The sequence below is a fragment of the Pseudomonas sp. NPDC089396 genome (assembly GCF_044749545.1).
GTDB lineage: Bacteria > Pseudomonadota > Gammaproteobacteria > Pseudomonadales > Pseudomonadaceae > Aquipseudomonas.
This window is the reverse complement of sequence record NZ_JBIVIC010000004.1, coordinates 278,825-304,591: the sequence shown is the minus strand read 5'-3', so window position 1 is coordinate 304,591 and position 25,767 is coordinate 278,825. Positions and strand designations below refer to the sequence as shown.

General features: G+C 64.9%; 28 protein-coding genes. 10 read left to right on the top strand and 18 right to left on the bottom strand.

The genetic code is table 11. The features are described 5' to 3' along the window. Positions 1-20: 20 nt before the first annotated feature. Positions 21-908, top strand: a complete 888-nt coding sequence (gene rarD, locus ACIPZB_RS09620; protein ID WP_400640005.1) for an EamA family transporter RarD — start codon at positions 21-23, stop codon at positions 906-908. Here the strand turns inward: rarD and ACIPZB_RS09615 are convergent. Further along, on the bottom strand, positions 871-2,442 hold the full coding sequence (locus ACIPZB_RS09615; protein ID WP_400640004.1) for a TerC family protein: 1,572 nt from the start codon (positions 2,440-2,442) through the stop codon (positions 871-873). The two genes, rarD and ACIPZB_RS09615, sit on opposite strands and share 38 nt — an antisense overlap. 259 nt (positions 2,443-2,701) lie before the next feature. On the opposite strand from ACIPZB_RS09615, the gene ACIPZB_RS09610 reads away from it, so the two are divergent. Beyond that, positions 2,702-3,283, top strand: a complete 582-nt coding sequence (locus ACIPZB_RS09610) for a LysE family translocator (protein ID WP_400640003.1) — start codon at positions 2,702-2,704, stop codon at positions 3,281-3,283. Here the strand turns inward: ACIPZB_RS09610 and ACIPZB_RS09605 are convergent. Together ACIPZB_RS09605 and ACIPZB_RS09600 are read right to left on the bottom strand one after the other, a co-directional pair. Continuing rightward, positions 3,258-4,166, bottom strand: coding sequence for a helix-turn-helix domain-containing protein (locus tag ACIPZB_RS09605; protein WP_400640002.1), 909 nt, complete (start codon positions 4,164-4,166; stop codon positions 3,258-3,260). The genes ACIPZB_RS09610 and ACIPZB_RS09605 overlap by 26 nt on opposite strands. Before the next feature lie 10 nt (positions 4,167-4,176). Next, complete coding sequence (locus ACIPZB_RS09600) at positions 4,177-4,719, bottom strand: helix-turn-helix domain-containing protein (RefSeq protein WP_400640001.1); 543 nt, start codon at positions 4,717-4,719, stop codon at positions 4,177-4,179. Positions 4,720-4,871: 152 nt separating this feature from the next. On the opposite strand from ACIPZB_RS09600, the gene ACIPZB_RS09595 reads away from it, so the two are divergent. Beyond that, entirely contained in the window at positions 4,872-5,654 is a 783-nt protein-coding gene (locus ACIPZB_RS09595; RefSeq protein WP_400640000.1) for an aldolase, read from the top strand. A gap of 32 nt (positions 5,655-5,686) precedes the next feature. Continuing rightward, positions 5,687-6,574 (top strand): dihydrodipicolinate synthase family protein, encoded by an 888-nt coding sequence (locus tag ACIPZB_RS09590; RefSeq protein WP_400639999.1) that lies wholly within the window; start codon positions 5,687-5,689, stop codon positions 6,572-6,574. A gap of 174 nt (positions 6,575-6,748) precedes the next feature. Here ACIPZB_RS09590 and ACIPZB_RS09585 read toward each other — a convergent pair whose 3' ends face one another. The 3 genes from ACIPZB_RS09585 to ACIPZB_RS09575 form a co-directional block, all read right to left on the bottom strand. Then, positions 6,749-8,167 (bottom strand): short-chain fatty acid transporter, encoded by a 1,419-nt coding sequence (locus ACIPZB_RS09585; RefSeq protein WP_400640136.1) that lies wholly within the window; start codon positions 8,165-8,167, stop codon positions 6,749-6,751. 159 nt (positions 8,168-8,326) lie between these two features. Then, a complete protein-coding gene (locus ACIPZB_RS09580) occupies positions 8,327-8,983 on the bottom strand; it encodes a CoA transferase subunit B (RefSeq protein WP_400639998.1) in 657 nt (218 codons plus the stop codon). 35 nt (positions 8,984-9,018) lie between these two features. Further along, positions 9,019-9,717: a CoA transferase subunit A gene (locus ACIPZB_RS09575; protein WP_008093761.1), complete on the bottom strand. Its 699-nt coding sequence runs from the start codon at positions 9,715-9,717 to the stop codon at positions 9,019-9,021. A gap of 140 nt (positions 9,718-9,857) precedes the next feature. Between ACIPZB_RS09575 and ACIPZB_RS09570 the strand changes: the two genes are divergently transcribed. Both ACIPZB_RS09570 and ACIPZB_RS09565 read left to right on the top strand, forming a co-directional pair. Beyond that, the gene (locus tag ACIPZB_RS09570; RefSeq protein WP_400639997.1) at positions 9,858-10,763 is read left to right on the top strand and encodes a LysR family transcriptional regulator; all 906 of its coding nucleotides are present in this window, start codon (positions 9,858-9,860) and stop codon (positions 10,761-10,763) included. Then, positions 10,751-11,572: an aldo/keto reductase gene (locus ACIPZB_RS09565; RefSeq protein ID WP_400639996.1), complete on the top strand. Its 822-nt coding sequence runs from the start codon at positions 10,751-10,753 to the stop codon at positions 11,570-11,572. Before ACIPZB_RS09570 ends, ACIPZB_RS09565 begins: the two co-directional genes overlap by 13 nt. A 123-nt stretch (positions 11,573-11,695) precedes the next feature. Here the strand turns inward: ACIPZB_RS09565 and ACIPZB_RS09560 are convergent, their stop codons facing one another. Genes ACIPZB_RS09560 through lexA form a run of 4 tightly spaced genes read right to left on the bottom strand, consistent with a single transcriptional unit; the run spans position 11,696 to position 17,426 of the window. Beyond that, positions 11,696-14,776 (bottom strand): error-prone DNA polymerase, encoded by a 3,081-nt coding sequence (locus ACIPZB_RS09560; protein WP_400639995.1) that lies wholly within the window; start codon positions 14,774-14,776, stop codon positions 11,696-11,698. After that, positions 14,773-16,191, bottom strand: a complete 1,419-nt coding sequence (locus ACIPZB_RS09555) for a Y-family DNA polymerase (protein ID WP_400639994.1) — start codon at positions 16,189-16,191, stop codon at positions 14,773-14,775. The genes ACIPZB_RS09560 and ACIPZB_RS09555 overlap by 4 nt, the downstream gene beginning before the upstream one ends. Before the next feature lie 6 nt (positions 16,192-16,197). Beyond that, the gene (gene imuA / locus ACIPZB_RS09550; RefSeq protein WP_400639993.1) at positions 16,198-16,809 is read right to left on the bottom strand and encodes a translesion DNA synthesis-associated protein ImuA; all 612 of its coding nucleotides are present in this window, start codon (positions 16,807-16,809) and stop codon (positions 16,198-16,200) included. Beyond that, positions 16,809-17,426 carry a transcriptional repressor LexA gene (gene lexA, locus ACIPZB_RS09545; protein WP_008093754.1) on the bottom strand — a complete coding sequence of 206 codons (618 nt, stop codon included), beginning with the start codon at positions 17,424-17,426 and terminating at the stop codon, positions 16,809-16,811. The genes imuA and lexA overlap by 1 nt, the downstream gene beginning before the upstream one ends. 93 nt (positions 17,427-17,519) lie before the next feature. On the opposite strand from lexA, the gene ACIPZB_RS09540 reads away from it, so the two are divergent. Together ACIPZB_RS09540 and ACIPZB_RS09535 are read left to right on the top strand one after the other, a co-directional pair. Further along, positions 17,520-18,173, top strand: coding sequence for an HAD family hydrolase (locus tag ACIPZB_RS09540; protein ID WP_400639992.1), 654 nt, complete (start codon positions 17,520-17,522; stop codon positions 18,171-18,173). Positions 18,174-18,400: 227 nt separating this feature from the next. Next, a complete protein-coding gene (locus ACIPZB_RS09535; protein ID WP_400639991.1) occupies positions 18,401-19,129 on the top strand; it encodes a DUF899 domain-containing protein in 729 nt (242 codons plus the stop codon). Positions 19,130-19,134: 5 nt separating this feature from the next. Here ACIPZB_RS09535 and ureG read toward each other — a convergent pair whose 3' ends face one another. The 8 genes from ureG to ACIPZB_RS09495 are packed head-to-tail and all read right to left on the bottom strand — an operon-like array spanning position 19,135 to position 24,687. Then, positions 19,135-19,758, bottom strand: a complete 624-nt coding sequence (gene ureG, locus ACIPZB_RS09530; protein WP_008093751.1) for an urease accessory protein UreG — start codon at positions 19,756-19,758, stop codon at positions 19,135-19,137. A gap of 11 nt (positions 19,759-19,769) precedes the next feature. Next, positions 19,770-20,444, bottom strand: coding sequence for an urease accessory protein UreF (locus tag ACIPZB_RS09525; RefSeq protein WP_400639990.1), 675 nt, complete (start codon positions 20,442-20,444; stop codon positions 19,770-19,772). Further along, a complete protein-coding gene (locus tag ACIPZB_RS09520; protein ID WP_008093749.1) occupies positions 20,444-20,989 on the bottom strand; it encodes a HupE/UreJ family protein in 546 nt (181 codons plus the stop codon). Before ACIPZB_RS09520 ends, ACIPZB_RS09525 begins: the two co-directional genes overlap by 1 nt. A 20-nt stretch (positions 20,990-21,009) precedes the next feature. Next, complete coding sequence (gene ureE / locus ACIPZB_RS09515) at positions 21,010-21,495, bottom strand: urease accessory protein UreE (RefSeq protein WP_400639989.1); 486 nt, start codon at positions 21,493-21,495, stop codon at positions 21,010-21,012. Positions 21,496-21,505: 10 nt separating this feature from the next. Then, the gene (ureC, locus tag ACIPZB_RS09510; protein WP_400639988.1) at positions 21,506-23,209 is read right to left on the bottom strand and encodes an urease subunit alpha; all 1,704 of its coding nucleotides are present in this window, start codon (positions 23,207-23,209) and stop codon (positions 21,506-21,508) included. Further along, complete coding sequence (locus ACIPZB_RS09505; protein WP_400639987.1) at positions 23,206-23,523, bottom strand: urease subunit beta; 318 nt, start codon at positions 23,521-23,523, stop codon at positions 23,206-23,208. The genes ureC and ACIPZB_RS09505 overlap by 4 nt, the downstream gene beginning before the upstream one ends. Before the next feature lie 18 nt (positions 23,524-23,541). After that, complete coding sequence (locus ACIPZB_RS09500) at positions 23,542-23,844, bottom strand: urease subunit gamma (protein ID WP_008093745.1); 303 nt, start codon at positions 23,842-23,844, stop codon at positions 23,542-23,544. 9 nt (positions 23,845-23,853) lie between these two features. Next, positions 23,854-24,687: an urease accessory protein UreD gene (locus ACIPZB_RS09495; RefSeq protein ID WP_400639986.1), complete on the bottom strand. Its 834-nt coding sequence runs from the start codon at positions 24,685-24,687 to the stop codon at positions 23,854-23,856. Between the two features lie 265 nt (positions 24,688-24,952). On the opposite strand from ACIPZB_RS09495, the gene ACIPZB_RS09490 reads away from it, so the two are divergent. Further along, complete coding sequence (locus ACIPZB_RS09490) at positions 24,953-25,330, top strand: glyoxalase superfamily protein (protein WP_400639985.1); 378 nt, start codon at positions 24,953-24,955, stop codon at positions 25,328-25,330. Beyond that, positions 25,327-25,686, top strand: a complete 360-nt coding sequence (locus ACIPZB_RS09485; protein ID WP_400639984.1) for a hypothetical protein — start codon at positions 25,327-25,329, stop codon at positions 25,684-25,686. The genes ACIPZB_RS09490 and ACIPZB_RS09485 overlap by 4 nt, the downstream gene beginning before the upstream one ends. Positions 25,687-25,767 lie beyond the last annotated feature (81 nt).

Here is a 25,767-nt window from a genome sequence, read left to right as displayed (position 1 = left end):
TCCCCCTATCCGAGGCATTCGTGTCAAAAGGCATTCTCTGTTCGGTCATGGCGTCCTGTCTGTTCGCCGTGATGTACTTCTATACCTCTCTGCTTGCCCCCCTCGATGGCGAAGAAATCTTCGGCTGGCGCACCCTGCTGACGCTCCCTTGCCTGACCCTGTTCATGCTGGTGAGCAAGGACTGGAAGCGGGTTGGAGACTTGCTCGCACGTGTGCGCCAGACGCCTATCCTGCTGCTGGGCATGGTCGGCACCTCGTGGTTGATGGGTGTGCAGTTGTGGCTGTTCCTCTGGGCGCCGCTGCACGGGCGCAGCCTGGAAGTATCGATGGGTTACTTTCTCCTGCCGTTGGCGATGGTGCTGACCGGTCGCCTGGTTTATGGAGAACGTCTGTCGCGCCTGCAGAAAGTGGCGGTGAGCTGCGCCGCACTGGGCGTGGGCCACGAGCTGTACCAGAACGGCAGCTTTGCCTGGGAAACGCTGCTGGTGACGATCGGCTACCCGATCTACTTCGTCCTGCGCCGACGCTGCCGCACCGACCACCTGGGTGGTCTGTGGTGCGACATGTGCCTGCTGTTGCCCTGGGCCCTGTACTTCGTCAGCCAAGGGCCACTGACCAGCGCTGACCTGCTGGCGCACCCTGGCCTGTACGGCTTGATCCCACTGCTCGGGGCGATCAGTGCCTCGGCCCTGATCGCCTACGTGCTGGCAAGCCGCTTGCTGCCGTTCAGCCTGTTCGGCCTGCTCAGCTACGTGGAGCCTGTGCTGCTGGTCGGCGTTGCGCTGCTATTGGGCGAGACCATCGGCCCGGATCAGTGGCTCACCTACCTGCCGATCTGGGCCGCAGTGCTGGTGCTGGTGCTCGAAGGTTTCAAGCACCTGCTGCGTCAGCGTCGACGTTCGGTGTAAGGCGCACCTGACGCACCCGGCGCTCCTCCACCGCCACCACGGTCATGCTCCAGCCGTTCCAGGCCAGGTGGTCACCGACCACCGGAAGGCGATCCAACAGGCTCATCACCAGGCCCGCCAGGGTCTGGTAGTCCTCTGTCGCACGGGCGGCAAAGCCGGTACGGGCTTGGACCTGGCTAAGGTTCAGGGCACCGCTGACCACAAAGCTGTCCCCCTCCTCCACGATCGCCGGGCCTTCCACCTCACTGGCATCCGGCAGTTCACCGGCGATCGACTCCAGGATATCGGTCATGGTCAACAGGCCGGTGAAGTCACCGAATTCGTTGACCACGAAGGCAATGTGCGTCGACTGGCTGCGCATCTGTTCCAGCGCGTTGAGGATGCTGAAGCTCTCCAGCAGGTTCAACGGTGCCCGGGCCATGCGCTCAAGGTCGGGCTCAGCACCCGACAAGAACTCCTTGAGCAGCTCTTTCTTGTGCACGAACCCCAGCGGCTCGTCGATGCGGCCATCGCGAATCAGTGGCAGACGCGAGTACGGCGAGTTGGCCAGGGCCTCGGAGATGGCGGCAGCAGGCTGCGCCAGGTCAAGTACATCGACTTCGGCACGGGCGGTCATCACGGTACGGATCGGCCGCTCGGCAAGGTTCAGCACCCCGCTGATCATCACCCGCTCACGTCGGTCGAACAGCACCTGCTCTTCGCCTCCCGCCACCAGGTCGGCGATTTCCTCGCCGACCTCGTCAGCCTCGACCCGACGCCCGCCGAGCAGGCGCAGCACGGCATGGGCCGTGCGCTCACGTAGCGGCCGGTGCTGCTGCAGGCTGCGCTTGCGACGGGCGCGGGCCAACTGGTTGAACAGCTCGATGAGGATCGAGAAGCCAATCGCCGCGTACAGGTAGCCTTTCGGGATATGGAAGCCCAGGCCTTCGGCGGTCAGGCTGAAACCGATCATCATCAAGAAGCCCAGGCACAGCATGATCACGGTCGGGTGGGCGTTGACGAAGCGGGTCAGTGGCTTGCTGGCGACGATCATGATGCCGATCGAGAAGATTACCGCGATCATCATCACCGACAGCTGCTCGACCATTCCCACAGCGGTAATGACCGCATCCAGCGAGAACACCGCGTCCAGCACCACGATCTGCGCCACGATCGGCCAGAACGCCGCGTGGCGTACCGCACCGCTGGCCTGGGTGACGTGGCCCTCAAGGCGTTCATGCAGCTCCATGGTGGCCTTGAACAGCAGGAACACACCACCAAACAGCATGATCAGGTCACGACCGGAGAAGCTCTTGCCGAACACCTCGATCAGCGGCGCGGTCAGGGTGACCATCCAGGAGATACTGGCCAACAGGCCCAGGCGCATGATCAGCGCCAGGCTCAGGCCGATCACCCGCGCGCGGTCGCGCTGATGCGGTGGCAGCTTGTCCGCCAGGATGGCGATGAACACCAGGTTGTCGATACCCAGCACCAGCTCTAGGACGATAAGCGTCAACAGGCCTAACCAGGCCGTGGGGTCAGCTAGCCATTCCATTAGCGGGTACTCTCGAAGAAGGCGTCACGGGGACGGGGGGAAGATGGCCGGGACGGCCGGGGACTGGGGGGCTCCGCGAAGGTGCTCATGGGGACCTTGATAGCAATTAGGGACGGTGATCCTACAAGCACAGCAGGTTTTTCTGATAGCGCAAAACTATTACAAAACCTGTAACAAAGCCGCTGGGCACTTTTCTTCAATACGCCTGCCTGGCGGGGCGGCAGGATGCCCGGACATCCTTCATCGCGGAAGAAATTCAATGAGCCTGTCACTTTCCATGGCCGCCTTCGCACTGGCGGCTTCCATCTCACCTGGCCCGGTGAACATCGTTGCGCTGGGCAGTGGCGTTCGCCACGGGTTGCGCGCGAGCCTGGCACATGTAACAGGCGCAACACTGGGGTTCTGCCTGTTGCTGGTGCTGGTGGGACTGGGCCTGCACGAGCTATTGATACGCTGGCCGTTGCTGGGCGTGGCGCTGCATTGGGGCGGCGTGGCGTTTTTGCTGTTCATGGCCTGGAAACTGGCTAGCGACAACGGCCAGTTGGGCGGTGCGCATCAGCATCAGGCGCCCTCGGCCTGGCATGGCGCCGTGATGCAGTGGCTGAACCCGAAGGCCTGGCTGGCAGCGGTTGCGGGTGTGGGTGCCTATACCGGTGGGGAGCAACAGCTGTTGTGGTGGTTTACCTGGATCTATGCACCGATCTGTTTTGTCTCGGTGGCCAGTTGGGCTTGGGCGGGGAGCGTTATTCGGCAGTCGTTGAGTGAGCCACGGTACTTGCGGCTGCTCAATCGCGGCTTGGCTGTGCTGCTGGTGATCAGTGCGGGGTATCTGGTTTTCTGAGGCTGGCCGTACTGGCCTCATCGCCGGCAAGCCGGCTCCCACAGATATTTCCTTGCCCTTGAGGGCAGTGCAGACCCTGTGGGAGCCGGCTTGCCGGCGATAGGGCCAGGCCATTTCTATAGTGCCCCGGCGTCGCCGCCAGGTGCTGCTTGAACGCCCGCTGCAGGTGCGCCTGATCGGCAAACCCCGCCTCCGCCGCTACTTCAGCAATCGCCCTGCCCCTGCGCAGTTGCGCGCGCGCATGCTGCACCCGCTGGTCGAGCAGGTAACCATGCGGCGTCAGGTCAAAACGCTGGCGGAAGGCGCGTATCAGATAGGATCGGGACAGGCCGCTGGCAGCGCAGATATCTTCAAGGCTCAGCGGGTCGGCCCGGTGTGCGCGAATGAACGCTGCAGCCGTTTCCAGGCGCGGGTGCTCTGTACGTGCAGGCCCCTCAACGGCGTGCAAGTAACCGGGCAGCTCGTTGAAAAAGCAGACCAGCCCGGCCTCCCGATCCTCGTTCGCACTATCGAAAAGATCGGCGAACAGTTGCAGCAACCGGTGGTACAAATCAGGCGAGCTACTCCAGGTCTGCGTCGGCAGCAAGAAGCCACGCGCCTGCAACCACGGCATGTCGACATACAGCATCAGGTACGACCAGCCCTGCCCCGCGACCGGATTGCAGGCGTGCACCACGCCCGGGTTCATCAGCACCGTGGAACCGGCGCTCAGCTCGACCTGGCGGGCTCCGCTCAAGTAGGTGCATTGCCCGCCGGTGATCACACCGATGGAAAAACTCTCATGGGAATGGGCCGCATAGCACACCTTGCGCCCGTCCCCCACGCGGCGGGCTTCGACGAAGGGCAAAGCCGGATCCCGCCAGAACCGCGACACCTCCATCATCGATCGGCCCTCACTCGCCGTTGTCGTGCACCACCACCAGCAGCTGCGCCGGGCGTGCGCCTACCGATCGCAGGCGGTGCGGGGTCTGGGCATTGAAGTGCAACGCATCGCCCTGCGCAAGCAAGACGCGCTCGTTCATGAAGTCCACTTCCACCTCTCCCTCATGCACGAACAGGAACTCTTCGCCCTGGTGCTCCTTGAAGGTCGGGTCACTGAATTCGGTCGGCGGCTGGATGAGGAACGGCAACAAGCTGCGCTGCCCGACCTGGTGGGTCAGCGCGGCGTAGCCCGGTCCATGACCATCCCCGACCAAGGCCTGACGCTCGCCCTGGCGCACCAGGCTGTAGCGGCTCTGCCCAGCCTGCTCCTCGGCGAACAGCTCCTCGACATTGACGTTCAGCGCCCGCGCCAGCTTCAGCGCAGCCGCGATCGACGGCGTGCTCAAGCCCCGTTCGACCTTGGAGAGGTAGCTCTTGGTCATGCCGGCCTTCCCGGCCAACACCTCCAGCGTGATACCCAGTTTTTTTCTCAGCAATTTCAATCGGATAGACATGTGAAGCAGCTTTCCCAGGCGAACCCACTTGCTCATGACACCTTGTGTCATATAGGATAATTTGTGTCATGTAGTTGACCGCCTCTCTACCGACCAAAGCATCGAGGCGGGCAAGCACTGACATCGACCATCACGCCACAGAGGACACCCCCATGGCCAAGACCCTGACACACAGCAAAGACCAGCTGGTGCAAAAAGCCCTGACGCAGATGCAAGGCTCGCTTGCCGATAATACGTGGACTGTACGGGAAAAGCTGGCCCTGACCTGCCGAATTCTCTTCGACCATGGCCACGACTCTGGCCTGGCCGGGCAGATCAGCGCCCGTGGGCCACAGCCAGGCACCTTCTACACCCAGCAACTGGGCCTGGGTTTCGACGAGATCAGTGCCAGCAACCTGCTGCTGGTCAATGAGGACCTGGAGGTCCTCGAAGGCCAGGGCATGCCCAACCCGGCCAACCGCTTCCACAGCTGGGTGTACCGCGCGCGCCCGGATGTTAACTGCATCATCCACACCCACCCGACCCACGTCGCGGCCCTGTCCATGCTCGAAGTGCCGCTGGTGGTCTCGCACATGGACCTGTGCCCGCTATACGACGATTGCGCGTTCCTCGAAGCCTGGCCGGGGGTGCCGGTGGGCAACGAAGAAGGTGAGCTGATCAGTGCCGCCCTCGGCGACAAGCGCGCCATCCTGCTCTCGCACCACGGCCAGCTCTCTACCGGCACTAGCATCGAACAGGCCTGCGTCTACGCCCAGTTGATCGAGCGCGCCGCACGTCTTCAGTTACTGGCCATGGCCGCCGGTACCGTGAAGCCCATCGCCCCGGCGCTGGGGCGCGAAGCGCACGACTGGATCGACCGGCCCAAGCGCCATGGCGCTGCGTTCAACTACTTTGCCCGGCAGAGCCTGCGTGCCCACGCCGACTGCCTGAACTGACCCAGAATGCCTTGCTTGCGGAGCCCACAACCATGACCACAGAATTCAACGGCATCATCGGCTACACCATTACTCCGTTCAGCGCCGACGGCGAGTGCCTCGACCTGCCGGCCCTCGGCCAGTCCATCGAGCGCCTGCTCGACGGTGGCGTGCAAGCCATCGCGCCCTTGGGCAGCACCGGCGAAGGCGCCTACCTGAGCGACAACGAATGGCAGCAAGTGGCCGAATACAGCCTTGCCCAGGTCGCCAGGCGCGTCCCCACCCTCGTCAGCGTGTCCGACCTGACCACCGCCGGTGCCGTGCGCCGTGCGCGCTTCGCCCAGGACCACGGCGCCGATGCGGTGATGGTACTACCGGCGGCGTACTGGAAGCTCGGCGAAGCGGAAATCCTTCAGCACTACCGGGCCATCGGCCATGCCATCGATATCCCGATCATGCTCTACAACAATCCCGCCACCAGCGGTACCGACATGCCGGTGGAGCTGATCCTGCGGATCGTGCGTGAGGTCGCCAACGTGACCATGGTCAAGGAGAGCAGCGGCGACATTCAGCGCATGCACAAGCTGCAGCTGCTCGGTGAAGGCCAGGTGCCGTTCTACAACGGCTGCAATCCATTGGCGCTGGAAGCGTTCGTGGCCGGGGCCAAAGGCTGGTGCACGGCGGCGCCGAACCTGATCCCGGCGCTGAACCAGCAGCTCTATCAGGCCGTGCTGGCAGGTGACCTGAAGCAAGCCAGCGCGCTGTTCCACCGCCAGCTGCCGTTGCTCGACTTCATTCTCAAGGGTGGCTTGCCGGCAACCATCAAAGCCGGATTGGCCCTGACCGGGCTGCCGGTGGGTGAACCCCGTCGGCCGGTGTTCGGGCTGGACGAGCAAGGGCGGGCGAACTTGGCGGCATTGCTCACAGACCTGAGCAACTAGCACCTCACCCCGCTCTAACGCGATCCCTGTGGGAGCCGGCTTGCCGGCGATGAGGCCAAGGCAGGCACAAACCGGCTCGGGCCCTATCGCCGGCAAGCCGGCTCCCACAGGTTCTCTGCAAGTTCTCTGCAAGTTCTCTGCAAGTTCTCTGCAGGTCCTCAGCACCCCATCACTTCAAGGCATCACCGGCGGCACATACTCCAAGGTGGTGCCCAGCGCCCACAGCAGCACCAGCACCAGTGGGATATGCACCAGCAGCTGCACGAACGAGAAGCCGATCAGGTCGCGCGCCTTCAGCCCCAACACACCCAGCAGCGGCAGCATGTAGAACGGGTTGATCAGGTTCGGCAGCGCCTCGGCGGCGTTGTAGATCTGCACGGCCCAGCCCAGGTGGTACTGCAGGTCGTTGGCGACCATCATCACGTAGGGGGCTTCGATGATCCATTTGCCACCGCCCGAGGGGATGAAGAAGCCCAGCACCGCCGAATACACGCCCATCAACAGTGCATAGGTGTCATGGGTCGCGATCTGGGTGAAGAACAGCGAAATGTGGTGGGCCAGGGTCTGCTCGTCCACGCCCTTCACCTGGGTCATGATCGCCGCGATCGAGCCATACAGCGGGAACTGGATCAGCACCCCGGTGGTGGTCGGCACGGCGCGGGCGACAGCATCGAGGAAACTGCGCGGGCGCCAGTGCAGCAAGGCACCGAGCATGATGAACAGCAGGTTGTAGGTGTTGAGTCCGGAAATCGCGGTGATTGCAGGCTTGGTGGCGAACTCCTGGTACAACCAACCGCCCGCCAGGGCCACCAGCATCAGAATCAGGATCGGGCTGTATTCCAGCCACTCGCCGGGACGGCTACGCTGGGGCGTCGGCGGGGCCGTGAAGCTGGGGTCGACGCCACAGTCCTGGGCGCTGCGCGCGCTGTTCTCCCCGGGAGCGGTGGCATAGGCAATCACCAGCGAGACCACGATCAGCGCCGCCAGCATCACCCCCGACTGCCACAGGAAAATGGTGTCGGTGAACGGAATCACCCCGGTGATCGACAGAATCGATGGCGGCAGGCTGGCCGGGTTGGCCTGCAGCTGCGCCGCCGAAGACGACAGGCCCAGCGCCCAGACGGCGCCAAGGCCCAGGTAGGCGGCGGCGCCGGCGGCGCGGTAATCCATCTTCAGCTCGGTGCGGCGCGCCAGCGCACGCGCCAACAGGCCTGCGAACACCAGGGCCAGGCCCCAGTTGAGCAGTGAAGTCAGCATCGAGATCAGCGCTACCCAGCACACGGCGGAGCGGCCATTGCTCGGCAGCCGCGCGAGGCGGTCGATCAGCCGTGCAGCGGGCGGCGAGCTGGCCACCACGTAGCCACCGATGACCACGAAGGCCATCTGCATGGTGAACGGGATCAGGCTCCAGAAGCCATCGCCAAAGGCCTTTGCGGTGTCGGTGGGCTTGGCGCCCATGGCCAGGGCACCCAGGCTTACCAGCATCACCGCCAGGGCTGCGAATACCCAGGAATCGGGGAACCAGCGTTCGGCCCAGCTGGAGCAGCGCAGGGCAAAGCGGGCGGAGCGGCTGTCTTGCAGTTCAGCGGCCATGGTTACTTCCACGGTTACATCCTTTTATTGGTCTTATCGAATTGCAGAAACAACGCAAAAAACCTGCGGGAACAGGTCTACCTGCAAATGCTTGGGTATCGTGGCCTTCGCATTCGCGGGTAAACCCGCTCCAACAGGGTCATTGCACAGCGGGTGAAATCAGAAGGTCATTTCCTTCACATCGTCCGGGACGATCAGTTTGCCAGCGGTTTTCTCGATGATTTCCTCGACGCTCACGCCCGGCGCAGTCTCGCGCAGGATGAAGGCGCCGTCCTCGATCTCCAGGTAGGCCAGGTCGGTCAGCACCTTGCGGATGCAGCCGGCGCCAGTCAGCGGCAGGCTGCATTGCGACAGCAGCTTGGACTCGCCGTCCTTGGAGGCGTGGGTCATGGTAACGATGATGTTGTCGGCACCGGCCACCAGGTCCATGGCGCCGCCCATGCCCTTGATCAGCTTGCCAGGGATCATCCACGAGGCGATGTTGCCCTGCACATCCACCTCGAAGGCACCCAGTACGGTGAGGTCGACGTGGCCGCCACGGATCATGGCGAACGATTGCGCCGAGTCGAAGATCGAGGCGCCGCGGCGGGCGGTGACGGTCTGCTTGCCGGCGTTGATCATGTCGGCATCGATGGTGCTTTCGGTGGGGAATTCGCCCATGCCGAGCAGGCCGTTTTCGGACTGCAGCATCACATCCATATCGGCAGGTACATAGTTGGCCACCAGGGTCGGAATGCCGATGCCGAGGTTGACGTAGTAGCCGTCCTTCAGTTCACGGGCGACGCGTTGCGCCATCTGTTCGCGGGTCAGTGCCATGGTCAGGATCTCTTTGTTGTTCTGGTGGACGGCGCTCAGGCCTTGACGGTGCGCTTTTCGATGCGTTTTTCGAAGCTGCCGACGATGACCCGGTCGACATAGATGCCCGGGGTGTGGATTTCGCTGGGCAGCAGCACGCCGGGCTCGACGATCTCTTCCACTTCGACCACGGTGATCTTGCCGGCGGTGGCTGCCAGCGGGTTGAAGTTCTGCGCAGTGTTGCGGTACACCACGTTGCCGTAGTGGTCGGCCTTCCAGCCCTTGACGATGGCGAAGTCGCCGGTGATGGATTCTTCGAGGATGTATTTGCGCCCGTTGAACTCGCGCACTTCCTTGCCGTCGGCAACCGGGGTGCCGTAGCCGGTGGCGGTGAAGAATGCGGGGATGCCGGCGCCACCAGCGCGCATTTTCTCAGCCAGGGTGCCTTGCGGGGTCAGTTCGACTTCCAACTCGCCGCTGAGCAGTTGGCGCTCGAACTCGGCGTTTTCCCCTACGTAAGATGCAATCATCTTGCGGATCTGCCGGTCTTTCAGCAGTACGCCAAGGCCGAAGCCATCGACGCCGCAGTTGTTGGAGACCACGGTCAGGCCCTTGACGCCACGACGGCAGATTTCGTTGATGAGGTTTTCCGGGATGCCGCACAGGCCGAAGCCGCCGGCCAGTACCGTCATGTTGTCGGTCAGGCCTTCAAGGGCCTGTTCATAAGTAGCTACGCGCTTGTCCAATCCGGCCATGCTGATCCGCCTTTTGTAGTTGTTGAACCGACGAGGCTGTCGGTGAGCGAGTGCATGCATCTTCACCGCTGGCGACTGATTTGTTAATTTTGTTTTCATCATCGATTGATAATATTTTCAAAACAAACCGTGAGCCTGCCATGAACGTCAAGCAACTACGCGCCTTCGTTGCCGTGGCCAAGTACCAGAGCTTTGCCCAGGCGGGCGAACACCTGCACGTTTCCCAGCCGGCCCTGAGCCTGACCATCAAGGCGTTGGAAGACAACCTTGGCGGCGCCCTGCTCGCCCGCACCACCCGCAGTGTCAGCCTTACCGCCGAGGGCGAAGTGCTGCTACCCCTGGCCCGTCGCCTGCTGGCCGACTGGGACGACACCGAGGAAATGCTGCGCCAGCGCTTCACCCTGCAGCTGGGCCGGGTATCGGTCGCGGCCATTCCAGCCTTTGCCGGCAACCTGTTGCCGCACAGCCTCAAGGTATTTCGCCAACGCTACCCCAAGGTCAACGTCACGGTGCACGACGTGATCAACGAACAGGTGCTGGAACTGGTGCGTCACCGCCGCGTCGAACTGGGCATCGGCTTCGAACCCGACAACAGCGATGGTTTGAACTTTCATCCCCTGTACCTGGACCGTTTCGTCGCGGTCGTGCCCGCCGATTCGCCGCTTGCCGCCCAGCGCGAGGTCACGTGGGCACAGTTGCTGGCCGAGGACTTCATCGCCCTGCAACGCCCTTCGGCGGTGCGCCTGCTGCTTGAGCAGAATGTCGCCGCCTTGCACGGCAAACTGGCGGTGGCGTTCGAAAGCCACCAGCTGTCCACCATCGGCCGCATGGTCGCCAGCGGCCTGGGCGTCAGCGCCGTGCCGGCGTTGTGCATCAACCAGATGCAGGAACTTGGTGCGCGTTGCGTCACGCTGGTCGAACCCGCGATCGAACGGCGTATCAGTGTGATGGCCCTGAGCGACCACAAGCTTTCCACCGCAGCGCAGGCGCTGCTCGAAGTGCTGCTTTCCCATACCCAAGCTCCGGAGGTGACATGCGTTACGTGAAACTGGCAGGTTGCAGCGTGCCGGCCATTGGCCAAGGCACCTGGTACATGGGCGAAGACCCGGCCCAGCGGGCCGCCGAAGTGGCCGCCCTGCAGCAAGGCATCGACCTGGGCATGGGCCTGATCGACACCGCCGAGATGTATGCCGAAGGGGGTGCCGAGGCGGTGGTCGGCCAAGCCATTGCCGGGCGCCGCGACCAGGTGTTTCTGGTCAGCAAGGTATACCCGCACAATGCCAGCCGGCGCGGCGTACCGGCGGCCTGTGAGCGCAGCCTGCAGCGGCTGGGTACGGACGTGATCGACCTGTATCTGCTGCATTGGCGTGGCCAATACCCGCTGGAGGAAACCGTCGAGGCGTTCGAGCGTTTGCGTGAACAAGGCAAGATTCGACGCTGGGGTGTTTCCAACTTCGATGTCGATGACCTGCGCGAGCTGCACAATCCTGACTGCGCCACCAACCAGGTGCTGTACAACCCGGTGCAGCGTGGCATCGAGTTCGACCTGCTGCCCTGGAGCCGGCAACGCAAGTTGCCGACCATGGCCTACTGTCCTTTGGCCCAGGCCGGGCGTCTGTTGCAGCATCCGCTGCTGAGCGAGATCGCCGAGCGCCATGGGGCGACGCCCGCGCAGGTCAGCCTGGCCTGGGTGACGCGTGATGAGGGGGTGATTGCCATTCCCAAGGCCGTGGTGCCTGAACATGTGCGGTTGAACGCGGCGGCTGGGGCGTTGACCTTGACCAGTGAGGACTTGCGCGCCATTGACCGGGCGTTTCCGGGGCCGACGCGCAAGCAGCATCTGGCGATGGTCTGATTGGCATTGCAGGGGGCTGCTTTGCAGCCCAATCGCTGCGGTTCGTCGCCACGACAAGCCAGCTCCTACAGGCCTGTAACGTTCCTTGTGGGAGCCGGCTTGCCGGCGATGAGGCCAGTGCAATCAATGAAAATCCCGGCTGCGCACATCCAACCCCTGTAGCAACACGCTGATATCTTCGAGCCGCCGCGCAATCAGGTGACGCACCCCATTCTCCTGCTCCAGCCGCCCACTCACCTTGAGCAGTTGCGACCCCACCAGCGCCCGCCGCTGCCGCTCGGCCAGCTCACGCCAGACCACCACATTGACCATCCCGAACTCGTCCTCCAGCGTCACGAAGGTCACACCACTGGCCGTCTGCGGGCGCTGCCGCCCCACCACCAGGCCGGCCACGGCAATCGCATCGCCATGCTCGACGCCTGCCAGCTCGCCCGAACTCCGACAACCCAAGGCGCGCAGTCGCGGGCGCAGCAAACGCAGCGGATGAGGGCCCAGGGTCGTGCCCAGCGTGTCGTAATCGGCCACCAGGTCCTCACCCACGGTGGGCGCCGGCAAGGCCACCGCAACCTCAGGTGCCGCCTCAAGGTCGGCGAACAACGGTAACTGCGGTTGCACGGCAGCCACCTGCCAGCGGGCCTGATGACGGTCGCGGGCCAAGGCACACAACGCACCCGCATCGGCCAGCCGCGCACGGGCACGGCTGTCGAGGCCGGCACGCAGGCACAGGTCCTCGACATCACGCCAGGGCCGCTGCGCCCTCGCCTGCTCCAACCGCCGGGCATCGGCCTCGGCGAATCCGCGGATCTGCCGTAACCCCATTCGAATGGCCAGGGCACCCTGGCCGACAGGTTCCAGGGTGCAGTCCCACTCACTGTGGAACACATCCACCGGTCGTACCTCGATCCCCTGCCGCCGGGCTTCCTGCAGCAGTTGGTCGGGGCTGTAGAACCCCATCGGCCAACTATTGACCAGGGCACAGGTGAAGATCGCCGGTTCGTGGCACTTGAGCCAGCTGCTGGCATAACACAGCAGGGCGAAACTGGCCGCGTGCGACTCGGGGAAACCGTAGCTGCCAAAGCCTTTGATCTGCTCGAAGATGCGTTCGGCGAACGCCAAGTCATAGCCGTTGCGCAGCATGCCCTGGATCAGCCGCTCGCGGTGCGGCTCCAGGCCACCGTGGCGCTTCCAGGCCGCCATGCTGCGGCGCAGTTGGTCGGCCTCGCCGGGGCTGTAGTCGGCGGCGACCATGGCCAGCTCCATGACCTGTTCCTGGAACAACGGCACACCCAGGGTGCGCTCGAACACTTCCTTGAGCTTGAGCGATGGGTAGGTGACCGGCTCCTGCTTCAAGCGCCTGCGCAAGTAGGGATGCACCATGTCCCCTTGAATCGGCCCAGGGCGCACGATGGCCACCTCGATCACCAGGTCGTAGAAAGTGTTGGGCTTGAGCCGCGGCAGCATGGCCATCTGCGCCCGCGATTCGATCTGGAACACACCCATGGTTTCGGCGCGGCTGATCATGGCATAGGTGGCCGGGTCTTCAGCGGGGATGGTCGCCAGGGTCAACTGCCTACCCCGGTGGTGTTGCAGCAGGTCGAAACAGCGGCGCAAGGCACTGAGCATGCCCAGCGCGAGCACATCGACCTTGAGCAGGCCGACCATGTCCAGATCGTCCTTGTCCCACTGGATCACCGTGCGCTCTGCCATGGCCGCGTTTTCCACCGGCACCAGGTGATCCAGTGGCTGCTCGGAAATGACAAAGCCGCCGGGATGCTGGGACAGGTGACGCGGGAAGCCGATCAACTGCTCGGCCAATAGCAGGATACGCTGCAAGGACGGGCTAGCAGGCTCGAAACCCGCCTCGGCCAGGCGCTGCTCATCAGGTATGCGGTCGCTCCAGCGGCCGCAACACCTGGCCAGGGCATCCACCTGGTCGGCGGGCAGGCCCAACGCCCGGGCGACATCACGCACGGCACCGGCCGCGTGATAGGTATTGACCACCGCCGTGAGCGCGGCACGGTGCCGACCATAGCGGCGGAACACATACTGGATCACTTCTTCGCGCCGGTCGTGTTCGAAATCCACGTCGATGTCGGGAGGTTCATTACGTTCGCGGGACAGGAAGCGTTCGAACAGCAGGCGGTGCTCCATGGGGTCCAGCTCCGTGATGCCCAGCACGAAACACACCACCGAGTTGGCTGCCGAACCACGCCCTTGGCAGAGAATATGCTGGCTGCGGGCAAAGGCGACGATGTCGTGAACTGTGAGGAAATAGCTTTCGTAGCCCAGTTCCTCGATCAGCGTGAGTTCCTTGGCCAGCACTGCGCGAACCTTCTCGCCAGGCCCTGACGGCCAGCGCAGGGGCAAGCCACGCTCGCACAGTTCGCGCAACCAGCTGGCGGGCGTGTGGCCCTGCGGTACCAGCTCGCGCGGGTACTGGTACTGCAACTCGCCCAGGTCGAAGCGACAACGCTCGGCGATGCACAGGGTTTCGGCGATCAGATCGGCCGGGTACAGCTCGGCCACTTGCGCCAGGGTACGCAGGTGGCGCTCGCCATTGGCGTACAGGTGACGCCCGGCCTCGGCCACGCTGCAGTGCTGGCGGATGGCCGTCATGCAATCTTGCAGGGCGCGCCGACCGCGCACATGCATGTGCACATCACCACAAGCCACGGCACGGATGCCCATTTGCACCGCCAGGTCGCGCAAGCGGGCCAGTCGGGTTTCATCATCGCTGCGCCGATGCAGGTGCACGCCCAACCACAAACGTTCGGCGAACAACGCCTGCAGCCACTCGCCCGATGCCCGATCGTTCGGGTCATCGGCGATCCATAGCGCCAGCAGCCCGGCATGGTGCTGGTGCAAATCATCACGGAACAACTGGTAGTCGCCCTTCTCCGCCCGCCGCCTGGCACGGGTGATCAAGGCACACAGGTTTTGATAGCCGGTGAGGTCTTCCACCAGCAGCACCAGTTTCGGGCCATCCTGCAGGCGTACTTCGCTACCGACGATCAAGCGTACCTGCTGCGCCTTGGCAGCCTGCCAGGCGCGGACGATGCCGGCCAGGGTGCACTCGTCGGTGATGGCCAGGGCCTGGTAACCCTGTTCACGGGCGCGACGGAACAACTCTTCGGCACTGGAGGCACCGCGCTGGAAGCTGAAATTGGACAGGCAATGCAGTTCGGCGTAGTCCGCTGTACTCATGCGAACCAGCCTTGCAGCCACAGCGGGCCGGGTTGCGCCAGGTCGCGATACGCCCAGCCGCGCAGCCCTTCGCGGGTTTCGATGCGGTAATAGTCACGGCGCACATCGCCTCCATCCCACCAGCCCGACTCGATTCGCTCGGCCTGGCTCAGTACGGTGTGGCCATGGGCGTCCAGTGCCTGGGGTTGCGGCAACAACCAGCCAGGGCGGCTGCCGGGCGGGACTGCCAGGCTGCCCAGCGCCCCTTGCTCGGCCCCTTGCCAGGCGCATTCAGGGCGGTGGTCGGCTTCGGCGCGCAGGCCCTTGACCGCCTCATCGCCCAAGCGGGCGCGCAGGCGTTCGCGCAATTGCTCCCAGGGTTGCGCCTGTTGCGCGCGTGGGTCGAACAGCGCCTGATGCTGGGGCACGAACGGCGGCAGGTCCGTGGCCACCAGGCGCAGGTTGCGCACCGGGGCCGGAATGCGCAGCGGCTCCAGGCGACCGCGCGCCAGCTCGAACAGCATCGCCGCATCGCGCTCGGCGGCCAGCAGGCCAACCTGCAGCTGCGTGTCGGGCCCCTCGGCGTGCTCCAGGTACAGGCAGAATCGCTGCACACCGCAATCGCGCCCGGCGAGAAAGGCGGCCAGGTCGTTGAGCATGCGTCTCAGCGGGAACAACAGGGCCTGGTGCGACTCGACGTCGAAATTGAGTTCCAGCCGCGTCTCGAAGCGGTCGGGGGGCTGATAGAAACCCAGCCCCAGCGTGCGCAGGCCGAGCAATTGGTCCAGGTGCAACTGCACCTGTGCCGTAAAGCGTTTGGCCAAAGCGTCACGCGGCAAGGCCAGCACCTGACCCAGCTGGTGCAGGCCCATTCGGGCAAACGCTTCGGCCGCCTCCGGGGGCAGCCCCACGCGCGCGATGGGCATGCGTGCCAGCGCGGCACGGGTCTCTTCGGGACAGGTCAACGCCAGGCCGTCATGGCCGTTGGCAAGCATGCGCGCCGCCACCGGGTTGGTCGCCAGCACGATACGCTGGCGCAGCCCCAGCGCTGACAGCTCCTCGCGCAGCCGCGCCTCGAACAACGGCCAGGGGCCGAACAGCTGCAAGCTGGAGCCCACCTCCAGCAACAGTGCCCGCGGGTAATGCAGGCTGACCTGGGCACTGAAGCGGTAGGCCCAGGCGGCCAGCAACTGCTGCAGCTGCTCGATACGCGCGGCATCGGCCTCGACACAGTGGAAGCCGTCTGCCATGGCTCGGGCGGCAGTCAGGCTCTGCCCGGCACGCAAGCCCAGTGCCGCTGCAGCCGGGTTGACCGCCTGCAGCACGCGACGCTGGCTGGGCCCGCCGATCAAGACCAGGGGCGAATCGGCGTCGTCACGTTCGCGCAGGATCGAGTCCAGCGCCAATTGCGGCAAGAGAATGCAGGCCCAGAGCATGGTGCATCAGCCCCGCCCGATTGGCGCAGTCGGCGGCAGGCCACCGCGGCACTTGAGCACGCGCCACTGGGCCGGAAGGGTGTCGATGGCAATGCGCAGCGCAGCCGGTGAAGGGTTGTGCGCCGCCGATTGAGGGCGGCAGGCAATGGCCAGTGCCTGGCCCGTTTCGGCGGCCACCTGCAGGCGCCGCAGGGCACGGTCGTCGGCCCGCTGGGGCCAGCACAACACGGCGGCACAACTGCCAGAACGCAGGCACTGCTCGGCGGCCCAGAGTGCGTCCTGCGGCTCGGCATCGACCTGAACCAGCCAGCGCAAGTCGACACCCGCCGCTTGCCAGGCTGGCGCGTAGGGAATGAATGGCGGTGCCACCAGTACCACCCGCCCGCCCTCGCCCGTCAACCGTGACAACGAGGGCCAGAGCAATTGCAGCTCTCCGCAGCCAGGGCTGGCCAACAGCAACTCGCTGAGCGCTGCGGCCGGCCAACCGCCCTCGGGCAGGCGCCCGTCGAGCTCGGCATGGCCAGTGGGCTGCAGGCCGCTCGGGCGGACCTGGGTCTGCCGCCCGCGCCAGACCTGGCGCTGATCCAGCAGCCGATCGAGATCGACCACCGCGCCCATCAGTCGCGCCTCAACAGGCCACAGAACACGCCTTCGATGAAGAATTCGCGCTCAGGCCCGACATCGATCGGCGCGTAGGCCGGGTTGCGCGGCAATAACCGATAGCCACCGGGTTGGCGCTGCAGGCGCTTGATGGTGACTTCGCCGTCCAGGCGGGCGACCACGATCTGGCCGTCTCGGGCGTCGCCCTGCTGGCGAATGCCTACCAGGTCGCCGTCGAAGATGCCGTCATCGACCATCGAGTCGCCGCGCACCTTGAGCAAATAGTCCGGGGTGCGACGGAACAGGCTCGGGTCGAGCAGCAACTGTTCGTGGATGCCCAGGTCCGGCCCGATAGGGGCGCCTGCCGCGACCTGGCCGAGCACAGGCACTTCGAGGATTTCCGGGCGACGCAGAGGCTCGGCCAGGCGGATACCGCGCGCCTGGTTCGGGGTGACGTCGATGTAGCCAGCCTGGCACAGGGCCGTGATGTGCTTGCGCGCCACGCTGCGCGAAGCGAAGCCGAAGCGGCTGGCAATGTCGGCCAGGCTCGGTGGCTGGCCGTGGTCGGCAATGCGCTCGCGGATGAACGCGAGGATTGCCCGGCGTTTTGGGGTGAGATTGTCCATGGAGTACATTTGTACTCTTTTCGACGCACACTGAACAGCCCCCTTCGTCGTCGGCTTTCGCTATCATCCCCGTGCTTGTGTTTTTAACTGACTGGATACCTGATGCTGACTGCCCTGCTGTTCGACCTCGACGGAACCTTGACCGACACCGACACCCTGCATTTGCAGGCGTTTCGCCAGTTGCTGCGCGAGTACGACGGGCGTGAGCTGACCCAGGCACAGTTCGATGCCAAGGTCAGTGGCCGGGCCAATGGCGAGTTGTTCGCCGAGCTGTTTCCGCAGGCCTCCCCCCTTGAATGCCAGGCATTGGCCGAGCGCAAAGAAGCGCTGTTTCGTGCGCTGGCGCCGGCACTCGACCCCATGCCGGGCCTGTTGCGCTTGCTCGAGCATGCCCAAGGGCGCGGGATTGGCATGTGCGTGGTGACCAATGCGCCCCGGCTCAACGCCGAGCACATGCTGGCGGCCATGGGCTTGGGCGAGCGCTTTGCACATGTGCTGGTGGCCGAGGAGCTGGCACGGGCCAAGCCTGATCCCTTGCCCTACTTGACCGGGCTGGAGCGACTGCAGGCGGTCGCCGGGCAGGCGCTGGCGTTCGAGGATTCCTTGCCGGGGGTGAAGGCGGCCAGTGCTGCGGGGATCTTTACCGTGGGGATTGCGACTACACAGACGGCCGAGCGGTTGCTGGCTGCCGGGGCACAGTTGGTGGTGGGTGATTTCGATGATCCGCGACTGTGGGCGCTGATCGAATCCCTGTAGAGGGTATCTGCGCGCGATCCCTGTGGGAGCCGGCTTGCCGGCGATGAGGCCCTGACAGGCAAACGCCGGCCTGCTCGGGCCCTATCGCCGGCAAGCCGGCTCCCACAGGTTCTTCGCTGGCCTTGGGTTTGTGGCAAACCCACCATTCGTCGCCCTGCTTTTTTCCCTGTCGAAACGCCCCTTACCCACTCGACCACTCATGAATCCCCAAGCGCGGAGTCACCGCCATGAGCCATTCAGAAAAGGGTCACCCGGTCGTGTCACGCAGCCAATGGCTGGCCGCCCGCCACCAACTCTGGCTGCACGAAAAAGCCCTCACCCACCAGCGCGATGAACTGGCCGCGGCCCGCCGTGCCCTGCCCTGGGTCAAGGTCGAACAACCCTATCGCTTCCAGGGCCCGGACGGCGAACTGAGCCTCGCCGACCTGTTCGCCGGGCGCAGCCAGTTGCTGCTCTACCACTTCATGTTCGTCGAAGGCTGGAGCGAAGGCTGCCCCGGCTGTTCGTTCCTCGCCGACCACTTCGACGGCGCCAACCTGCACCTGGCCCATCACGATGTGTCGCTGGTCGCCGTGTCGCGCGCCCCCTATGCCGAGTTCCAGGCGTTTCGCCAGCGCATGGGCTGGCGTTTCCCGTGGTATTCGTCGCAAGGCAGCGGCTTCAATGAAGACTTCGGGGTCAGTGTCGGCACTGAAGGCGAGCGGCAATACAACTACGAACCCTATACCGGCAACGAAGCCGAGCTACCGGGGTTGAGCGCCTTCTACCGCGGGCAGGATGGCGCGGTGTATCACACCTACTCCACCTATGCCCGCGGGCTGGACATCCTGGTCAATACCTACAACTTCCTCGACATCGCCCCCCTGGGGCGCAACGAGGACGGGACCATGGACTGGGTGCGGCACCACGATCGCTACGAGGGGCAAGCCGGGAAGCCGCACTGCTGTCATGAGTGAAGGGCTCAGCCCCTCACGCCTAGCATGCCGCGCTCGACGATGAAGTCGATCACCGCCTGCAGGCCTTCGCCTTTCTTCAGGTTGCTGAAGGTCCACGGGCGCTGTGGGCGCATGCGCTGGGTGTCGCGCTCCATCACCTCCAGCGACGCACCCACATACGGTGCAAGGTCGGTCTTGTTGATCACCAGGAAATCGGACTTGGTGATACCAGGGCCGCCCTTGCGCGGGATCTTCTCGCCCTCGGCCACGTCGATGACATAAATGGTCAGGTCGGCCAGCTCCGGGCTGAAGGTGGCACTCAGGTTGTCGCCGCCGCTTTCCACGAAGATCACTTCCAGGTTGCCGAACTTGCGCGCCAGCCCTTCCACGGCAGCCAGGTTCATCGAGGCATCCTCGCGGATCGCGGTGTGCGGGCAGCCACCGGTCTCGACGCCAACGATACGCTCGGGTTCAAGCGCCCCGGCCTCGGTCAGGATGCGCTGGTCTTCCTTGGTGTAGATGTCATTGGTGACCACGGCGATCTGGTAATGGTCGCGCATGGCCTTGCACAGGCATTCGAGCAGCGCGGTCTTGCCAGAACCGACCGGGCCGCCGACACCGACGCGCAGGGGTTGCTGATAGCTTTGCATGTAGGCAGTCCTCAGGATCGGAACAAACGGGTGTATTGGGTTTCGTGACGCGATGAGGCAATCGCCAGCAACGGCAAACCGCCGCCAAGCTGGTCATCTTCAAGGGCCAGGGATTGGTCGAGTAACGCCGGCAAGGCTGCCGCCAGGTCACGCAACAGGGTCTGCGCGGACTGCTGGCCGAACGGCACCAGCTTGACCCCGGCCATGACCGCCCCTTCCAGCCAGGCGAAGGCATGGCCGAGGGCGAGCTGGCGCAGCGGGATCGACCAGTGCACGGCCAGCCAGGCCATACCGCCCAGCTGGCTGAGTTCGAGACTGGCACGCCAGGCTGGGGCCTGGCCCAACTGCCAGCCATCGAGCAGCCGAGCGAACGCCGAGCCGCGTTGCTGCTCTTCAAGGCGCAGCTCGGCGGTTTCGCGGTTGGCCAGCAGAAAGCGGCTCCAGTGGCCGAACGCTTCGGCGTCATCGGCCTGGCAGGCGTGGTACAGGCGCACCAGGACCGGCCAGTCGAGACAGGCCAGAGTGTCGTGCAGCTGTTCATGCTGCCAGGCGCTGAAACCGGCGGCGTCACGCACCCAGCCCGCTTCCACGGCCCACTCCAGGCCCTGCGAATAGGTGAAACCACCCACCGGCAACCCGGGGCTGGCCAACTGCAGCAGGCGCAGCAGTGCCAGGTCACTGTTCATCAACCGGCCAACACCAGCGCGGCACCGGCCAGCATGCCGCCGCCGAACGCCTTCTGCAGGCCGCTGTGACGGCGCAGCAGGCAGCCGACGGCAAAGCCCACCACCAACAGCAGGCCACTGACCGTGACGAAGCCGGCGCTGAACTGCCAGAACGCGCTGGGGGTGGCTTCAACGCCGTGGGCCCAGCCATGGAACAGGGCAAATACCGGCATCGCCAAGGCCAATAGCAGCTGGCGGCTGGGCAACAGCACGGCGGCGGCGGCGACCAGCACGGACACGGCGATCAACGTTTCCATACCCACTACATCCCCAAACAGGTGGCCGCACACGGCCCCGGCGAACATCGCCGCCAGGGTCGCCAGTGGCAGGCTCAAGTTGCGCCGGGTCAGCGCGGCCAGCACGCCAGTACCCAGCAGCATCAGCAGGTGGTCGAGACCGGTCAGCGGGTGCAGCAGGCCATCCTGCAGCGGGTTGCTGTCGTGGCCGGGATGGGCGAAGGCCGGCAGTGCGACCAGCAGCAGGACAAGGGCGAAAGTCTTTTTCATGGGGTGCTCCATTGGGCAGATCAGGAATGGGCTGGCAGGCGCACGAACGGATGATCGTGGCCGTGGCTGTGGCTGTGTGGCGCGCTCTGGTAGGCACCGGCTTCTGGCTCGAACGGTGCCTGCTCGGTGTTCACCGCCAGGCCCAGGCCGCGCAGCATGTCGTCGAGCACATGGTCGTGCTGGTAGCGCAGCAAGCCAGGCTCGATCTGCAGCGGCACATGGCGGTTACCCAGGTGGTAGGCCGCACGGGCCAACAGATGCGGGTCGTCGCAGCGTACCGTGGACACCCGTTCGGGGGCGGCGAGCACGCGCACCACCTGGCTGCCGGCAGCATCTGCAAGCAGCTCGCCGCCGCGCAGCAAGTGGCCGCGTTCGAGCATCAGGCCGGCCTCGCGGCCGTCATCCAGGGTTACGCGCAGCCGGCTCTTTATACGGCTGTCGACGTCCAGGGTCAGGGTACCGGTGACCGTGTCGGCGGCGCCGAGGCGGCGGGTCAGAACAATCATCTTCGCTCCTTCAGAACAGGAAATAACGCTGGGCCAAGGGCAATTCGCGGGCCGGCTCGCACACCAGCAGCTCGCCATCGGCGCGCACCTGGTAGGTCTGCGAATCGACTTCGATCAGTGGCTGCAAGGTGTTGTGGACCATGTCGGCCTTGCGTACGCGTCGGCAACCGTGGGCCACGCCGATCAGGCTCTGCAGTCCCAGCTCACGGGCCAGGCCACGGTCCATGGCGGCCTGGGACAGGAACGTCATGCGCGTGGCATGGCGGGCCGCTCCGAGCGCGCCGAACATGGGCCGGTAGTGCACCGGCTGTGGGGTCGGGATCGAACCATTGATGTCGCCCATGGGCGCGGTGGCGATCATCCCGCCCTTGATCACCAGGGCGGGCTTTACCGCGAAGAAGGCCGGTGCCCACAGCACCAGGTCGGCCAGCTTGCCCACTTCGATCGAACCGACTTCATGGGCAATGCCGTGGGTCAGCGCCGGGTTCAGGGTGTACTTGGCGATGTAGCGCTTGACCCGGAAGTTGTCGCTGTAACCGGTGTCCGGTGCCAGCGGCCCCCGGCGCAGTTTCATCTGGTGCGCCACCTGCCAGGTACGCAGCACCACCTCGCCGACGCGGCCCATGGCCTGGGAGTCGGACGAGGTCATGGCGAAGGCGCCCATGTCGTGCAGGATGTCCTCGGCGGCGATGGTTTCGCGGCGGATGCGTGATTCGGCGAAGGCCACGTCCTCGGCGATGCTCGGGTCCAGGTGGTGGCAAACCATGAGCATGTCGAGGTGCTCGTCGACAGTGTTGATCGTGTACGGCAGGGTCGGGTTGGTCGAGGACGGCAGCACGTTGGCCTGCCCCGCCGCGCGGATGATGTCCGGCGCGTGACCACCACCGGCACCTTCGGTGTGGAAGGTATGGATGGTGCGGTCGCCGATGGCGGCCAGGGTGTCTTCGATGCAACCGGACTCGTTGAGGGTGTCGGTGTGGATCGCCACCTGGATGTCCATCTCCTCGGCAACACCCAGGCAGCAGTCGATGGCGGCCGGCGTCGACCCCCAGTCCTCATGCAGCTTCAAGCCCACCGCGCCGGCGGCGATCTGTTCGCGCAAGGCTTCGGGCCGCGAGGCATTGCCCTTGCCCAGCAGGCCGATGTTGATCGGCAGGCAATCGGCGGCCTGCAGCATGCGCGCCAGGTACCACGGCCCCGGGGTGCAGGTGGTGGCGTTGGTGCCGGTGGCCGGCCCGGTGCCACCGCCGATGAAGGTGGTCACGCCACTGGTCAGTGCTTCTTCAACCTGTTGTGGGCAGATGAAGTGGATGTGCGAATCGATACCGCCGGCGGTCACGATCTTGCCTTCGGCGGCGATCACTTCGGTGCCTGGGCCCACTGGCACGGTCACGCCCGGCTGCACGTCGGGGTTGCCGGCCTTGCCGATGGCCGCAATGCGCCCGTATTTGACGCCGATATCGGCCTTGACGATGCCCCAGTGGTCGATGATCAAGGCGTTGGTCAGCACCAGGTCCATGGCCTGGGCGGCCAGCATCTGGCCTTGGCCCATGCCGTCGCGGATGACTTTGCCGCCGCCGAACTTGACCTCTTCGCCATAGACGGTGAAGTCCTTCTCGACTTCCACCCACAGCGCGGTGTCGGCCAGGCGCACGCGGTCGCCGACCGTGGGGCCGAACATGTCGGCGTAGGCCCTGCGGGAAATCCGGCTCATGCCCTGCCCTCCAACGCACCCATCACCTTGCCCTGGAAGCCGTAGACCTCGCGTTTGCCGGCATAGGCCACCAGTTGCACGGTGCGCGACTGGCCCGGCTCGAAGCGCACGGCGGTACCGGCCGGAATATCGAGGCGAAAACCAAGGGTCGGCGCGCGCTCGAACACCAGCGCATCGTTGACCTCATAGAAGTGATAATGCGAGCCGACCTGCACCGGCCGGTCGCCATGGTTGGCCACGCTGACACTGACCGTTGCACGGCCGGCGTTGAGCTCGATGTCGCCGTCGGCGACCTGAATTTCACCTGGGATCATGCTGGGCTCCTGGCCAGGTCAGACGATGGGGTCATGCACGGTCACCAGCTTGGTGCCGTCGGGAAATGTGGCCTCGACCTGCACGTCGTGGAGCATCTCGGCAACGCCGGCCATGACCTGCTCGCGGCCGATCACTTCGCGGCCCAGGCTCATCAGCTCGGCCACCGTGCGGCCGTCGCGGGCGCCTTCGAGCACCGCGGCGCTGATCAGTGCCACCGCCTCCGGGTAGTTGAGCTTCAGGCCACGGGCCAGGCGCCGTTCCGCCAACAGGGCAGCGGTAAACAGCAGCAGTTTGTCTTTCTCTCTCGGGGTCAGCTCCATGGCGCTCTCTCAAGTGGCCCAGATACGCGGCGGGCACGCGGGCAGGCCGAGAACGGCCGGACGCAGGACGTGCCAGAGGCGCTGCAGGGTGCGTTGCAGGTGTTGGTTGTCGTGGTCGAGCAGGCGAATCACCAGCAGCGAGCCGAGCAAAGTCGCGCCGGCGGGCGTGTCGAGTTCATCGATCACGGCCCTGACCTGCTCCAGTACGGTCGGGTCCGCAGGTGATGCACAGAAGGTGGCGGACAACGGGTGCCCGCCCAGCTTGGCCAGTTGGCCGCCGCTGATGCGCAGGCGCTCGTGCAGGCCGGGGGCGTCGGGCAGCTCGATGCGCAGGCGGCTGTCCAGGGTGCCCTGGTCGAAGCGCTCGTTCATCACCGGGCGGCCCAGGCACAAGGTTTCCCAGGCCAGTAGCCGGGCCCCGGCCTCCAAGGTGAAGCAGCTGTCCAGGCTGGCGCGCGCGCCGCAGAAGAAGATGCTGTCCTGGGGCAGCCACTCCAGCGTGCTGCCGGCTTGCAGGTGAAAGCGCTGGGCCAGGTACGCGGTCGGGCCGATGCTGCGGTAGAACTTGCTGGCACCGGGCATGGTCAGCAGCGCATGGCTGCCGGGCTCCAGGTGAATGTCCAGCTCCAGCCGGTCACCGGCGACGATGCCGCCGGGTGGGTGCAGCACATAAACGTGGCAGGGTGCGCCTTCCGGGTAGAACGGGCGCTGCACCAAAAGAGGTCCGAAATGACGACGCGCACCAAGGCGGGTCACGCCATCGCGCTCGATGAAGCGCAATTGTAGGTGGGCGCTCCACCCTGCATCCCTTTCAGATTTATCTACCTGTACGGCGAGCGACATCCTACAGCCCCCGAGATTCATGGCCTTTCGGCTCTCTGGAGGGATCTGGCCACTGCGCGAACGCGTGATTGGCCTGACCACTCGATCAAATTCAATGGCTGGGATATAGCAGGTAGCGGGCCAACTACGCAGGCAGATGAAATATTCGGGGCGATAGCTCTGGCATGGGGCATACAAAGGACCAGGCGCACAATGCGGGCGCGCCGCTTGGCCCCAATCGGGTGCTGCGCTACAGTCGCGGTTTACCCACGGCCAAGGAACCGCCATGTCCCTCGCACCCGCCATTCCCGTGCTGCGCATCTTTTCGGTCGACAAGGCCAAGGAGTTCTACCTCGATTTCCTCGGCTTCACCCTGGACTGGGAGCACCGCTTCAGCCCGGACCTGCCGCTCTATGCGCAAATCCACCGCGACGGGCTGATCCTGCACTTGAGCGAACACCACGGTGATGCCTGCCCAGGCTCGACCGTATTTGCCCGGACCGAAGACCTCCGCGCACTGGAGCGCGAGCTGCAAGACAAGCAATATGGCTATTCCCGCCCACATGCTGAGCCTGTCGACTGGGGCCTGCAGATGCAGATCCACGACCCGTTCGGCAACCTGCTGCGCTTCTGCCAGCAGATCGACGACGAGGCCGCCCAGTGAAACCCATGAGCAAGCGCGAACTGGCGCGCCTTGAGCGTGAACTGGTCGCCTGCCTGACCGATGCCTGCGAAACGGCCAAGGCGCACATCGTGGGCTTTACCTGGCTGACCCATCGCCTGGACCCTGACCAGTTCCCGGCCAGCCTGCGCATCACCTGGGTCTTCGAGCGCGAGGCCGACAAGGCCGCAGCGCTGGCTGGGGAGGCAAAAGCGCGCATGCTCATGCTGACGTCCCAGGCGCTCGACGAGGCCGGCATTCAGCTGGATCACCCCGCCTGGCACGTGCGTTTCGACAGTGAAGAAGCCTGTGCACGCAGCCATGCGGGCGATTGGAACAAGCGCTTGCAGGGGCGCTGAGGGCAATCGGCGAGCGGTGCTTTACCTGCCCTCGCCTGTCCGCTAGCCTGTTGCATCCCACTTCACGAGGTGTTCGTCCAA

Bases quoted from the DNA above. Each gene is read 5' to 3' on its own strand.
- ACIPZB_RS09615 (WP_400640004.1), bottom strand. From the start codon at position 2,442: ATGGAATGGCTAGCTGACCCCACGGCCTGGTTAGGCCTGTTGACGCTT.
- ACIPZB_RS09610 (WP_400640003.1), top strand. From the start codon at position 2,702: ATGAGCCTGTCACTTTCCATGGCCGCCTTCGCACTGGCGGCTTCCATC.
- ACIPZB_RS09605 (WP_400640002.1), bottom strand. From the start codon at position 4,166: ATGATGGAGGTGTCGCGGTTCTGGCGGGATCCGGCTTTGCCCTTCGTC.
- ACIPZB_RS09600 (WP_400640001.1), bottom strand. From the start codon at position 4,719: ATGTCTATCCGATTGAAATTGCTGAGAAAAAAACTGGGTATCACGCTG.
- ACIPZB_RS09595 (WP_400640000.1), top strand. From the start codon at position 4,872: ATGGCCAAGACCCTGACACACAGCAAAGACCAGCTGGTGCAAAAAGCC.
- ACIPZB_RS09590 (WP_400639999.1), top strand. From the start codon at position 5,687: ATGACCACAGAATTCAACGGCATCATCGGCTACACCATTACTCCGTTC.
- ACIPZB_RS09585 (WP_400640136.1), bottom strand. From the start codon at position 8,167: ATGGCCGCTGAACTGCAAGACAGCCGCTCCGCCCGCTTTGCCCTGCGC.
- ACIPZB_RS09580 (WP_400639998.1), bottom strand. From the start codon at position 8,983: ATGGCACTGACCCGCGAACAGATGGCGCAACGCGTCGCCCGTGAACTG.
- ACIPZB_RS09575 (WP_008093761.1), bottom strand. From the start codon at position 9,717: ATGGCCGGATTGGACAAGCGCGTAGCTACTTATGAACAGGCCCTTGAA.
- ACIPZB_RS09570 (WP_400639997.1), top strand. From the start codon at position 9,858: ATGAACGTCAAGCAACTACGCGCCTTCGTTGCCGTGGCCAAGTACCAG.
- ACIPZB_RS09565 (WP_400639996.1), top strand. From the start codon at position 10,751: ATGCGTTACGTGAAACTGGCAGGTTGCAGCGTGCCGGCCATTGGCCAA.
- ACIPZB_RS09560 (WP_400639995.1), bottom strand. From the start codon at position 14,776: ATGAGTACAGCGGACTACGCCGAACTGCATTGCCTGTCCAATTTCAGC.
- ACIPZB_RS09555 (WP_400639994.1), bottom strand. From the start codon at position 16,191: ATGCTCTGGGCCTGCATTCTCTTGCCGCAATTGGCGCTGGACTCGATC.
- imuA (WP_400639993.1), bottom strand. From the start codon at position 16,809: ATGGGCGCGGTGGTCGATCTCGATCGGCTGCTGGATCAGCGCCAGGTC.
- lexA (WP_008093754.1), bottom strand. From the start codon at position 17,426: ATGTACTCCATGGACAATCTCACCCCAAAACGCCGGGCAATCCTCGCG.
- ACIPZB_RS09540 (WP_400639992.1), top strand. From the start codon at position 17,520: ATGCTGACTGCCCTGCTGTTCGACCTCGACGGAACCTTGACCGACACC.
- ACIPZB_RS09535 (WP_400639991.1), top strand. From the start codon at position 18,401: ATGAGCCATTCAGAAAAGGGTCACCCGGTCGTGTCACGCAGCCAATGG.
- ureG (WP_008093751.1), bottom strand. From the start codon at position 19,758: ATGCAAAGCTATCAGCAACCCCTGCGCGTCGGTGTCGGCGGCCCGGTC.
- ACIPZB_RS09525 (WP_400639990.1), bottom strand. From the start codon at position 20,444: ATGAACAGTGACCTGGCACTGCTGCGCCTGCTGCAGTTGGCCAGCCCC.
- ACIPZB_RS09520 (WP_008093749.1), bottom strand. From the start codon at position 20,989: ATGAAAAAGACTTTCGCCCTTGTCCTGCTGCTGGTCGCACTGCCGGCC.
- ureE (WP_400639989.1), bottom strand. From the start codon at position 21,495: ATGATTGTTCTGACCCGCCGCCTCGGCGCCGCCGACACGGTCACCGGT.
- ureC (WP_400639988.1), bottom strand. From the start codon at position 23,209: ATGAGCCGGATTTCCCGCAGGGCCTACGCCGACATGTTCGGCCCCACG.
- ACIPZB_RS09505 (WP_400639987.1), bottom strand. From the start codon at position 23,523: ATGATCCCAGGTGAAATTCAGGTCGCCGACGGCGACATCGAGCTCAAC.
- ACIPZB_RS09500 (WP_008093745.1), bottom strand. From the start codon at position 23,844: ATGGAGCTGACCCCGAGAGAGAAAGACAAACTGCTGCTGTTTACCGCT.
- ACIPZB_RS09495 (WP_400639986.1), bottom strand. From the start codon at position 24,687: ATGTCGCTCGCCGTACAGGTAGATAAATCTGAAAGGGATGCAGGGTGG.
- ACIPZB_RS09490 (WP_400639985.1), top strand. From the start codon at position 24,953: ATGTCCCTCGCACCCGCCATTCCCGTGCTGCGCATCTTTTCGGTCGAC.